The 13,349-nt window shown below is 45.2% G+C and carries 7 protein-coding genes and 1 tRNA gene; all 8 read left to right on the top strand.

Features of this window, described 5'->3' with window-relative positions; genetic code table 11:
* A partial coding sequence (locus QUA80_RS27725; protein WP_333428191.1) for a calcium-binding protein occupies positions 1 to 1,208 on the top strand: 1,208 nt, incomplete at its 5' end.
* Between the two features lie 278 nt (positions 1,209 to 1,486).
* Positions 1,487 to 1,558: transfer RNA gene (locus QUA80_RS27720), tRNA-Gly, on the top strand.
* A gap of 54 nt (positions 1,559 to 1,612) precedes the next feature.
* Positions 1,613 to 2,560, top strand: coding sequence for an oxygen-dependent tRNA uridine(34) hydroxylase TrhO (trhO, locus tag QUA80_RS27715; protein ID WP_333428190.1), 948 nt, complete (start codon positions 1,613 to 1,615; stop codon positions 2,558 to 2,560).
* Between the two features lie 221 nt (positions 2,561 to 2,781).
* Positions 2,782 to 3,438: a glutathione S-transferase gene (locus tag QUA80_RS27710; protein WP_333428189.1), complete on the top strand. Its 657-nt coding sequence runs from the start codon at positions 2,782 to 2,784 to the stop codon at positions 3,436 to 3,438.
* 356 nt (positions 3,439 to 3,794) lie between these two features.
* Complete coding sequence (dpdE, locus tag QUA80_RS27705) at positions 3,795 to 7,130, top strand: protein DpdE (RefSeq protein WP_333428188.1); 3,336 nt, start codon at positions 3,795 to 3,797, stop codon at positions 7,128 to 7,130.
* 314 nt (positions 7,131 to 7,444) lie between these two features.
* A complete protein-coding gene (locus tag QUA80_RS27700) occupies positions 7,445 to 9,349 on the top strand; it encodes a response regulator (protein ID WP_333428187.1) in 1,905 nt (634 codons plus the stop codon).
* Positions 9,350 to 9,423: 74 nt separating this feature from the next.
* Entirely contained in the window at positions 9,424 to 12,903 is a 3,480-nt protein-coding gene (locus QUA80_RS27695; RefSeq protein WP_333428186.1) for a PAS domain S-box protein, read from the top strand.
* Between the two features lie 61 nt (positions 12,904 to 12,964).
* Positions 12,965 to 13,345, top strand: coding sequence for a response regulator (locus QUA80_RS27690; protein ID WP_333428185.1), 381 nt, complete (start codon positions 12,965 to 12,967; stop codon positions 13,343 to 13,345).
* Positions 13,346 to 13,349: the final 4 nt, after the last annotated feature.

The raw sequence follows: 13,349 nt of genomic DNA, 5'->3' as shown, positions 1-13,349 counted from the left end.
CAACCACGCCGACACCAACCACGCCAACACCAACCACGCCAACACCAACCACGCCGACACCAACCACGCCGACACCAACCACGCCAACACCAACCACGCCAACACCAACCACGCCGACACCAACCACGCCGACACCAACCACGCCAACACCAACCACGCCAACACCAACCACGCCGACACCAACCACGCCGACACCAACCACGCCAACACCAACCACGCCAACACCAACCACGCCGACACCAACCACGCCGACACCAGTTGCACCCACGGCGCCAACACCCACCGTGCCAACACCGGTTGCACCCACTCCGCCGCCACCCACACCGATTAGGACACCAACACCTGTCAGAACACCTACACCCGTTTTCACTCCCGCACCGGCTCAGACGATCGCACTGCCGATCGCACTGCCGAGCGCACTCGCACTGAAACGCTCAACGCCGGTGACTCTCGGCAGCAGTAGCAATGACGTAATTGTGGCGATCGACGCTAACATTCCCGTCTACGGCAACAAAGGCAACGATACCTTAATCGGGAATAGCGAAAACAACACATTCTTCGGAGGCAAAGGAGACGATGCCTTATTTGGCGACGACGGCAACGATCTCCTATTTGGCAACGACGGCAATGACACTGTGATTGGAGGCGACGGTAACGATATCGAGTTAGGAGGAAAAGGTGACGACTTCTTGTATGGTGGCGACGGTAACGATGCCATCAGCGGCGATCTAGGCAACAATACTTTAGCCGGCGACGCTGGTAACGACAGCCTTTACGGCGGTGAAAATAACGATGCTTTGCTGGGCGGTACTGGCAACGATTTCCTCTATGCCAAAGAAGGCAATGACATTCTGACTGGCGTTGACGGCACTGCTGCTAATTCTGGACTGGGCGAAGTCGATACCCTGATTGGCGCAGAAGGCAACGATACTTTCTTGCTGGGAGATGCCACCAAGTTCTACTACAACGATGGCAACGATACCGCCACTGGCGCAGGCGATTACGCTTTGATTGTCGGTTTTAACCCGAGTGAAGATATCCTCCAACTTCAAGGTGCTCCTAGCACTTACCAGTTAGGTGCTTCTCCGACAGGGTTGCCTGCTGGTACCGCTATTTTCAAGAAGACTGGGAACTCGGAGGAATTGATCGCGATCGTCCAATCAGTTTCTTTCCTGGGTATTGACAGCAACTCTTTGCGCTTCGTCTAACGGCAAAGTTCGATCGCCCTCGATCGGCGGTTTAAACCGCTGTCGAGAGTCAAACAAAGTCCCTCTCTAAGAGACTAAGAAATTTAAGTTAGATTAAGTCCTGCCTTTGGTGCAGGGCTTTTTTTGTTAGGTGGAGGGGCGATCGGCAGCAGCCCTAAATTGATTGTCAAAATGGTATACTCAAAATCAGAAAATAGTTATATAATATTCTTCTAGTCGTTTTTTACCGCGACGCCTCAAAAATCAAAGAAGGTGAAAGCAGGTAAAAAACACTAAGCGCGGGCGTAATTCAGTGGTAGAATGTCAGCTTCCCATGCTGAACGTCGTGGGTTCGAGTCCCACCGTCCGCTTTGACTGAATTTTCATAGAAGTATGAAAATTAATTAGTGCTATAAATTCAATCTATGGCTTCTTTCTTAACCGCTGCTTTATATAAGTTCGTTGAACTACCTGATTTTGCCGACCTGAAAGCACCGCTACTCGATTGTTGCAACAACAACAACGTCAAAGGCACTATCTTGCTGGCCGAAGAAGGGATCAATGGCACGATTGCCGGCTCGTCCGAGGGCGTGCACGCAGTGCTGGCATTCTTGCGTAGTGACCCGCGTTTTGCGGATCTGGTACACAAGGAATCTTTCTCGGAAAAAGAACCTTTTTACCGCCTGAAAATACGCTTGAAGCGCGAAATCGTCACGATGGGGATACCGGACATTAATCCCCGCCTCATGGCTGGCAAATATGTTAAGCCTGATGAGTGGAATAAGCTGCTTGACGATCCCGATGTTGTCGTGGTTGATGTGCGTAACGACTTCGAGGTATCTATGGGTACTTTTGAAGGCGCTATTAATCCCAAAACAAAAAGCTTTTCTGAGTTACCTGAATGGGTGCTGCGGGAAACTGCTTTACGCAATAAACCTAAAGTGGCAATGTTTTGTACGGGTGGTATTCGCTGCGAGAAATCTACTGCTTTTTTGCGGACTCAAGGTTTTGAGGAAGTCTATCATCTCGAAGGCGGAATTTTAAAATATTTGGAAACGGTGCCGGAAGCAGAAAGTCGTTGGGAAGGTGAATGTTTTGTATTTGATGAACGGGTTTCTGTTGGTCAGGGCTTAAAGCCGGGTAATTATGAACTTTGTCGCGGTTGTCGTCACCCGATTAGTCAGGAAGATAAGGCTTCTGAATTATTTGTACTTGGTGTGAGTTGTCCTCATTGTCATGACTCAAAAACTGAAACCAAAAAACAAGGTTTATCTGAACGTCAACGTCAGATTGAGCTTGCTAAGCGTCGCAACCAAGTACATATAGGCGCGCGCTACGATAAGAAGGAAAAAGTAGATGGTGCGATCGACTAATATTATTATTCACTAAGCTCAAAGAAACCCGGTTTATACGCAAAATCTGGTTTAGCGACGAGAAATATCGAAAGAAACCGGGTTTCTGACTCGTGTAGTATTGGCACTAAGCTCAAAGCAATCGGTTACTGCGAAAAATCTTGTTTGGCGGCGAGAAATCTACGAATAAACCGGGTTTGGAACCCGAAAAACCCGATCGCGCGATCGACTAAACATATAATATGTCAGCAACATACCCGATTTTTTATTCCTTTCGCCGCTGTCCCTATGCTGTGCGCGCACGCTTGGCCTTGATGGTTAGCAATCGGGTGTGTGAGTTGCGGGAAGTTGTTTTGCGAGACAAACCACCAGAGATGTTGGAAGTATCTGCCAAAGGTACAGTACCAATATTAATTGATGTTGACGGGCGCGTACTCGATCAAAGTATCGATATCATGTTGTGGGCATTGAGACAACACGATCCAGAAAAATGGTTGATGCCACAGCAAGGTTCTCTTACAGAAATGCTGGAACTAATCGCTCTATTTGATGATAGGTTTAAATATCATCTTGACCGTTATAAGTACCCCGATCGTTATCCCGGTGTTGATGCTCAAGTACATCGTTATGAATGTTCTTTATTTCTGGAACAACTCAACTCACAGTTAAGTGCCACTAAATATTTATTTGGTAACAATGTAGCATTGGCTGATATGGCGATCGCACCTTTTGTTCGTCAATTCGCTCATACAGATCGAATTTGGTTTAACGAACAGCCTTGGCCAGGGCTACAAGCTTGGTTAGCAGCGTTTACAGAGTCTGAAATTTATAACAGTGTCATGCAGAAATATCCGAAATGGGAATCCGGTAATCCAGGTGTGATTTTTCCTTCCTCATAATTAGTTATTCGGGACTTACGCACTCAAGGGCGTTGAATTAAGGGTTTGAGATTGTTTCACGACATTTTCTAATGTTAGTTACCGTGCCTTATATCTTGCAGCCTTCTCAATTAGTCTTTTAGGAACAGGCTTTCCGGCCTGTGAAGCGAGAAAATTTATCTTTTGTGGAACGGGCATCTTGCCCGTTCTTGAGAAGGGTGCAAGATGTGAGTTACCATGCTAAACTTATTGTTTTCCGAATGCAAGATTTACTGTCATTTGACTAGAAAAGTGACGCAGGCAAAAGTCGCATTTTGCTAAAAATTTTAACTGGAAAGGATTTATTGTAATCTAGTAAGTATTGTCAGGTTGTAATTATGATTGATGTTGGTTCGTTAGTTCGATCGCCCAGAAACGATTTGGGAGTCGGAAAAGTTGTCGAGGTATCGCTTACCGATGCCTTAGTTGAATATTTTTGCTCAGTTAAAAACCGCATCCGCAAAACTGTGCCATTGGGTTTGCTGCAAGAAGCCAGACTTCAGCGCCAAACCCGCTGCTACCTCTGGAGTACAACTCAGGAAAGATGGATAATTGGGCGAGTTTACGACTGGGATGAAGATAAATTAGAGTACGAAATTGACCTGCCCGACAGCCAAAGTTTGCAAGCTGTTGAAACCGAACTTTACGTTCGCTGCAATATCCCGATCGCCGATCCGATCGACATTTTAGCAGTCAAAGGCCAAGAAACGCCGTATTTTCACGATCGCCGATTGGCATTCGTTCAATCTGCGATCGAACAGCGGGCCGTCAGCCGCGGCATGACCGGTTTAATTTCTGCTAACATAGACCTCTATCCGCACCAAGTTGAAGTCGTGCGGCGCGTCCTAGAAGACCCAATCGTGCGCTATTTATTGGCAGACGAACCAGGACTGGGAAAAACAGTAGAAGCCGGGACAATTCTCCGCCAATTTCTGCTAGATGAACCCAACGGACGCGCTGTGGTACTGGTTCCGAAATACTTGCTCGAACAGTGGCGGCAGGAGTTGGAAAATAAATTCTATTTGTCTCATTTTGCTGACCGAGTGCAGCTTGTTGCTGTTAGCGACATCAATCAAATTAGCCGCAACGCTAACCTAGATTTTCTGATTGTTGATGAAGCGCATGATGTGGCGGCAATGGCACATTCGAGCGATCGCGCTCAGCAGCAGTCCTTTGAACTTTGTCAGAAACTCGCTCACAAAAGCAAAAATGTATTGTTATTATCTGCAACGCCAGTTCTCGGCCGCGAGCAAGATTTTCTAACGATGCTGCACTTGCTAGATCCCACAACTTACCGTATTGATGACCTGGAAAGCTTCAAAGAACAGGTGCAAAACCGTCAGGAAATCGGCCGCGCTTTGCTAGATTTCCGAGAAAATGCCAAGCCGGCTGTTTTGCAAACAACACTCGCTCAACTCCGCACAATTTTTGCAAAAGATGATTATTTAATTGGATTAGCAACCGAGTTAGAAAGTTGTTTGAAAACTAAAAAAACCGCAGAACAGGCTAGGCTTGTCCGAACTATTCGCACTCATGTTAGCGATACCTACCGCCTGCATCGCCGCATCCTTCGCAACCGCCGGGATGCGGTTGAGGATGTGATTTTCGATCGAGATGCTGTCCCCAAAACCGAGTACGATCTGAATGATGAACAGTGGTCGGAAATTCAAACCGTACTCGATAAATGGCGCACAGTCGCTCCCAAGTCTAGCGAATATCAGAGAATTTTTCTGCTATTTTTCCGCGCTTCTGGTACTTGGCTGAGTGTTTTAGAACGGGTTGTCAAAGCTCGCTTGCAGAAAAAATCGACTCCAGAACTCGATCGCGAATTTGGACAAAATGACACGGCGATTTTGACCAAAACGGCGCTGTTTCCCGAAGAAAGGGAAATGCTAGAAACCTTGCTCAACACCCTGGAAAAGCCCCAGGAAGGACTTGACAGACTGAGTTTGTTACGAATCGCGATTCTCCGATTTCTCGCAGTTGCTTTGAAGGTTCCGCGCGAGTATCACAGCAATCCTCGCGATTTGCTGTCGAGAATTCAACAGCAAATTAAACGACCGATTCCCGGCGAGCGTTTCCCGAAAATTGTGATTTTTACCAGTTTTACGGCAACTTGTAAAGAGATTGCAGAAAATTTAGCTAAAATCTTTGGTAAAAATGCGATCGCCAGCCATGACACGAGCAAATCGGCTGATGATGTTGAGGCGAATGTCAAACGGTTTAAGACACAGCCGCATTGTTTTATCTTAGTGTGCGATCGATCGGCGGAAGTAGGGGTAAACCTGCAATTGACAGATTGGTTAATTCACTTCGATTTGCCGTGGTTTCCCAACCAGTTAGAACAAAGACTCGGCAGAGTCGATCGCATTGGCAGCAAAATGGGAGTGCAATATTGTTTGTTTGCAGGCCCGGATTTGCCGGAGAGTCCCCACGAAGCTTGGTTTCAAGTTTTAAAAGATGGGTTTGAGATATTCAACAAATCTATTGCCAGCCTTCAGTTTTATGCTGAGGAAAAAATTATCAAACTTGAAGAAAAGTTGTTTGCTGAGGGAGGCAAGGGCTTATCAAGCGAAATTGAAGCGATTAAAACTGAAATCGAACAAGAGAAAATCAAAATTGACGAACAGTACGTTCTCGATGAAATTGATACTCTTGATGACACTGCCTCTCAGTATTTTGAATCTCTCGACAACTGCGATGCTAAGCATAAAGAAATGCAGCGGGCTACTGAAGGTTGGCTGTGCCAAGCTCTTCACTTCAAACAAATCGAACATCCGAGTATATCGGGGCTGCTGCGCTATCAACCTACTCAAAAAACGTTGATTCCCTCAAACGATTTGAGAACCAGATTGATTCCTTATTGCCAGCAATATGGCAGTTACAATCGCCGTATTGCTCATCAGAATGCGGATGTCGCTCTTTACCGCATTGGTGAGGGATTGATCGATGCACTTGGCTCTTATATTCGCTGGGACGATCGCGGTCAAGCTTTTGCCATGTGGCGGCATGATGAAAGTTGGGATGCGGAGCCCGGGAAGGAGTGGTTCGGCTTCCAGTTTAATTATTCCATCCAGACTGATGTGCAGCCGGTCGAGCAAGTTTTGCAAGCACAAAATATCGAAAATTACAACTTGAAAGCTTTGCAGCGCCGCGCTGATGCTCTGTTTATCCCAACTTTTGAAACTGTGTTTGTAGATGCTCGCAGCGAGCCGATGTCTCTGGTGGAAGATGCGGAAATTTTAGCGATTTTGCAGCGGGCTTATAAGGGGAAAGGCGGGCCGAATCGGGATTACAATTTGTCGAAAAATCGCACCTCGCTGATTGACAGTTTTGTCGATCCGCTAGATTGGGATGATTTTTGTCAAAAGGGACGGGTGGTATCGGAGGAATTGCTGCGCGGGCGATCGGCTTTTGTGGAAATGTGCGATCGATCTGCTGTCACTGCTGCAATCCAACTCGAAAACCGGGTGAATCAATTGCAATTGCGCTTGCATCAACTTTCTACATCGGAACAAGTTTTAGCATCGGTTTTAGCTGATGAAATTAATACTGAAAGTTTGTTGAGTGAAGCGGTTTTAGCTGGTATTCGCCGCCCGCACATGACTCTTGAGTCTGTGGGATTTATTGTGATTTCTGGGCGTCCTCCCGTAAAGTCGGAGGATGAAGGATAGTTTGTTTGGGAGGGCGATCGCTCTTTTTGAGGGCGATCGCCTACCCTTCACCGAACCCCTGCGGGAAAATAGCTTCGCTTCAGGCTGTTTTTGAACCGCAGATGCAGGCAGATAAACGGGGATGGACGCAGATGGATGGAAGGAAGATCGGTCTTATTTAAACTGCAGAAGTGACAGCAATTTTTAGGTTATGGGACTGTAAAAAGGGTAAGATAAAAGCAGTAGTAATGAGTAGCACTGATTTAGTTAAAAGCCACGCTTCGGCCTGACATCAAAGCGCGTCGATCGCATGGGCATTGAACCGCACAGCCAAAATGAAGAAGTCTCCGATAAAAATTCTGCTAGTAGAGGACGATGGAGGGCTGAGTGCAACACTGGCAAAGGTGTTGGAAGCAAATCATTACGGGTTCGATCGTGCAAATGATGGACAAGTGGGCCTGGACTTGGCAGCAGCAATTGAGTACGATCTGATTTTGTTAGACCTGCAGGTTGCCAAACTAGATGGAATTAGTCTATGTCGGCAATTGCGATCGCAAGGCTACCACAAACCGATCCTGTTAATGATTGCAAATGATTCAGATGCGGATGTGGTGGCTCTTTTCGATGCGGGAGCCGATGATTACGTCAGCAAGCCTTTTGCTACGGAAGTATTACTGGCAAGAATCCGAACTTTATTGCGACGCAGTAAAGCACTTTCCCCAGGAGGTTCTACTCAGAATTCAGCGGCTAATACATTGACTTGGGGAGATCTTTGTTTAGATTTAGATTCTGGTAGAGTGACATTTTCCGAACAAATAATTTCACTGACAGCGACAGAATATAATCTGCTGAAATTATTATTGCGAAATCCAGATCGCATCTTTAGTCGCAGTGCTATTTTGGATCGTCTGTGGGGATTTGATGACGCACCAACCGATCGCGCCATTATCACTCATATTAAGGATGTCAGAAAGAAACTGAAGGCAGGTGGCTTAACTGAAGAAATTATCGAAACAGTTTATGGCATGGGCTATCGACTGAAACCGTACCCCAAATCGGCGCCCTTTAAGTTCAACAAGTTGGTAAGAAAGAGTACCCAAAAACATCAATCTCGCGGGGTAGATAAGTCCGAGAGCGACAAAGTGTTAGAGCGGTTTCAGGGAAGCTTCAACCAACAAATTGCTGTATTGGAGCAGGCAAAAACTGCTCTATTAGCAGGAAAATTAGAAACAGAATTACAGCAAGCTGCCAAACATGAAGCTCATAAATTGGCCGGCTCTCTGGGATCGTTTGGTTATCCCGAAGGCTCGAAATTGGCAAGCTCTGCAGAGCATTTGCTAATAAAAGATCGCTCTTTCACTGCTGAGCAAATTACTGACTTCTCGGAATTGGTCACAGGATTACAGCAGGAATTAGCCAAAATACCGATTACATCAACGGCTGTACCAGTTTCTACTATTTCAACTTTCAACTATCGGGTTTTGGTAGTTGATGATGATGCTGCATTAACGGAGCGATTGAAAGTAGAATCCGAAGCTTGGGGATTGCGGATGAAAATTGCGCCGAATATTAATGCTGCCCGATCGCGTCTTGCCATGTCAATGCCCGATGTGATGTTACTAGATTTAAGCTTTGCAGAGACAGAGGAAGATGGATTGACGCTACTGCGAGAGCTGACCGAGCGATCGCCCAACCTGCCTATAATTGTCTTTACCGGACGAGATAGCCTTGCCGATCGCTTAGCAGTATCGCGCTTAGGTGCTAAGCAATTTCTCCACAAACCTGCAACCACCGAGCAAATTTTTCGAGCGATCGCCCGTGTTTTACCCAGTCCCAAAACTTCAGAAGCCAAAGTCTTAATCGTAGATGATGACCCTGTGATGCTGGTTAAATTATCAGCGTTACTGACTCCTTGGGGAATTGAGGTGACAAATCTCAAAGAACCACAGCAATTTTGGGAGGTGTTAATTAGCACTAAACCCGATTTAGTAGTGCTCGATCTAGAAATGCCGATCGTCAGTGGCTTAGAATTGTGTCAGGTCGTCCGACAGGATATCCAATGGGAAAATTTACCGATTTTAGTGGTGACAGCCCATACCGATCCAGAATCTCTGCAACAAGCCTTTGCAGCCGGAGCCGATGATTTTATTACCAAGCCGGTACTAGGGCCTGAATTAGTGACGCGGGTACTCAGCCGAATCAGGCGCACTCGTCCTTTACTTCAGCCTAGAAATGCTTAAATAGAACTTACGCACGAGGACTAAAAATCCGGTTTCTGCCCCAATCTAAAAAATGTAATTAATTAAGTAGATTAATGATAGAACATACTGATGAAGATTATGGGAAATGGCAACAACAGCCACAGCAAATCCTGGCTAAAACACCAGTTTCTCTCCCCGAATCCCTCAAACTAGAAGATATTTTTAACACTACGGTAACAGACCTCAGAAACATTCTGCAATGCGATCGCGTAATTATCTTCCAATTTGCTCCAGACTGGAGCGGAAAGGTGGTCGTAGAGTCAGTTGGTTCAGAATGGACAGCAATCTTATCCACTCAGATACACGATCCATGCTTCGGTGAAAGCTATATCGAACCCTTCAAACAAGGCTTATTCACCTCTAAATCAGATATTTATAATGCCGGAATTGATGCTTGTCACCTGGAATTACTGGCAACTTTTCAAGTTAGAGCTAACCTAGTTATTCCTATCCTTAAGGGAGAAGAACTTTGGGGATTATTGATTGCCCATCAGTGTGCCAAACCTCGCGAATGGCAACCATCAGAAATTGAGCTCATGCAACAGGTAGCAACTCAAGCTGGAATTGCCATTCAGCAAGCTGATTTATTGGATCGATTACAAACGGAACTAAGGGAGCGCCAACAAGCAGAAATTGCCCTACAACAACTCAATACAGAACTCGAACAACGAGTGATAGAACGGACAGCAGAACTCACTGAAGTCAACCATAGGTTGCAACAATATATCAATCAAGTTGAAGACCTCTATAATAATTCTCCCTGTGGGTATCATTCCCTAGATACAGCAGGAACAATAATTATGATTAATGATACCGAACTGAAGTGGTTAGGCTATACCCGCGATGAAATTGTACACAAAAAAAAATATGTCGATTTAATGACCCTTGAAAGTAAAAATACTTTTTATCAAAACTTTCCCGTCTTTAAAAAACAAGGCTGGATCGAAAATTTAGAGTTTCAGATATTGACTAAAAACGGAAAAACCATTTGGATCAACTTAAATGCTACAGCAATTTATGATGAAGCAGGTAACTTCATGATGAGTCGTTCTAGCGTATTTGATATCACCGAACGCAAACGTACTGAAGAAGTCTTCCGCCAATATGAACGCATCCTATTCAATACAACAGATGGGATTGCGCTGATGAATATTAACTATATTTATCAAATAGCCAATCAAGGTTATTTGACTTGGTGCAACAAATCTGAGAGCCAAGTAATCGGAAATTCTGTTAGGAATATCCTGGGTGCAGAGTTGTTTGATAACTTCATTCAACCTCGCTTAGACAGATGTTTGGCTGGAGAAACAATTCAGTATGAAAAGTGGTTTGACTATCCGAATTTAGTACCGCAATTTTTGAGCGTTACTTATACGCCTTTCCGTGATGCCGGTGAAAATATTGTAGGGGTAATCGTCGGTCTGCGCGATCTGACTAAACTTAAACAAGCCGAACAAATGCTTGAGCTTCAGGCTGTCATTACCCGCAACATGGCGGAAGGAATTTGTTTAGTAAGAGCAGAGAATGCAGAAATTGTCTATGCCAATCCTAAATTTGAGCAGATGTTTGGCTATGACTTTGGCGAACTCAACGGTCAGCACGTTTCGATTCTCAACTATGCCACCGAATCGGTCAGTCCTGAAGATGTAAATCAAGCCATTCGGTCTGCCGTTTTACAAAGGGGTGAATTTAGCTATGAAGTTCATAATGTCAAGAAAGATGGGACTCCATTTTGGTGCAGTGCCACTTGCTCTGTATTCAATCATTCCAACTACGGCGATGTTCTGGTGGCCGTTCATCAAGATATCACAGTAGCGAAGCGCCTCGAAGAAGTTCGACAAGAGGCGGAAGCAGCCTTACTGCAGAAATCCCGAAAGGAACATTTGCTATGGAGGATTACTCAAGGGATTCGCCAATCTTTGGATCTGAATGCGGTTCTAAATACTGCTGTTACTGAAATCAGGCAGACATTACAAACCGATCGCACTGCCATTTACCGCTTTAATCCTGATTGGAGTGGTGATTTTGTCGTGGAGTCAGTTGGTGAGGATTGGGTAAAACTGATAGGAAGCGATCTTCAAAAAAATTGTGCAGATACCTATCTGCAAGAAACTCACGGCGGTCGATTCCGCAATCATGACAAGTTGGTTATTAATAATATTTATAGCGCCGATCTTCAACCATGTCATATCGAGCTAGTGGAACTATTTCAAGCAAAAAGTTATGCTGTTTTCCCGATATTTTTGAGGGAAAATCTCTGGGGTTTGTTAGCTATCTACCAAAATACTGCACCTCGTCAATGGCAATCGTGGGAGATAGAATTACTTGAACAGATTGCCACCCAATTGTCGATCGCCATTCAGCAATCCAAACTCTACCGACAACTTCAGGTCGAACTGCAAGAACGCAAGCAAGCCGAAGCCACGATCCGAGAAGCCGAACGACGCTGGCGATCGCTCTTGGATAACGTGCAGTTGATTGTTGTCGGACTTGATATAGAGGGAAATATTAATTACGTTAATCCTTTCTTCTTAAAACTCACAGGATATACTCACCCAGAAGTTTTAGGAAAAAACTGGTTTGAAAAGTTTTTACCCAGTTCTTTTCAAGAATCAATAAAAATTGTTTTTTCTGAAGTTTTAGCTCATAACTATCATCCCTATTATCAAAATTTGATCTTAACAAAATCCGGTGAGGAAAAATTTATTGCCTGGAACAATACCATGCTGCAAGATTCAGAGGGAAACATCATAGGAACTATCAGCATTGGGGAAGATATTACCGAACGGCAAAAGCTCGAACAAATAAAAAATGAGTTCATTGGCATTGTCAGCCATGAACTTCGCACTCCTTTGACAGGAATTCAAATGTCATTGGGGCTAATAAAAAGTGGAGTTTACGATAAAAAACCCGAAAAATCTAGACGCATGATTGAAATTGCCCTCCTCGATACCAATCGATTAGTGAACCTGGTTAATGATATTTTAGATTTGGAGCGCCTAGACTCCGGGCGGGCAATTGTGGAGAAAACCGTTTGCAAAGCTGTCGATTTGATGCAGCAAGCAGTAAATAGCACTCAAGCGCTCGCTACTCAACAGCAGATCTCATTAATCGTTACCCCCACGGATGCGGAAGTCTGGGCAACAGGAGATGCGATCGTCCAAACCTTAACAAATTTGGTCAGTAATGCGATTAAATTCTCACCTGCCGATTCCACAATTCATCTGAGTGCCGAAAACCAGACAGACTTTGTGCTGTTCCAAGTTAGCGATTGCGGACGAGGCATTCCTGCCGATAAACTAGAACTCATTTTTGGTCGATTTCAGCAAGTCGATGCTTCCGACTCCCGTGAAAAAGGAGGCACCGGTTTAGGTTTAGCAATCTGTCGCAGTATTGTTGAACGGCATGGCGGCAAAATCTGGGCGGAAAGTATCTTAGGTGAAGGCAGCACATTTTGCTTTACCCTACCTTTACAGGAAAGCGATGGTAAAAGCCCCCGTACTGAGCGTCGGAGGAGTGTCAACCACCATTAAATAACCCTTACATTAATCTTTAGCATCAATCCCCAATCCAAAATCTCCAATCCAAAATCCCATGAAAGACAGACAAATTCTAGTTGTTGACGATGAAGAACACCTTCGGGAACTTGTGCAGGCCTGCTTAGAAGATTTAGGCGGATGGGAAACAGTGGGCGCAGGATCGGGAGAGGAATGTTTACAAATACTGCAAACAGAAAAACCCAACGCTATTTTGCTAGATGTATCTATGCCGGGAATGGATGGATTTGCTGTGTACGATCGCCTCCAGTCCGATCCGATTACCCGATCGATTCCAGTGATTCTGCTGACAGCGAAAGTTTTGCCCAGCGATCGGGCTAAATTTGCCCAAATGGCGGTAGCTGGCGTCATTGCCAAACCCATCCAACCCATCACCCTAACGGAAGAAGTAGCAGAGATTTTGGGATGGGATGATTGACACT

Origin of the sequence: Microcoleus sp. F4-D5 (assembly GCF_036704885.1) — a bacterium.
Classification (GTDB): domain Bacteria; phylum Cyanobacteriota; class Cyanobacteriia; order Cyanobacteriales; family Microcoleaceae; genus Microcoleus.
This window is presented reverse-complemented; position numbering and strand designations above follow the sequence as displayed.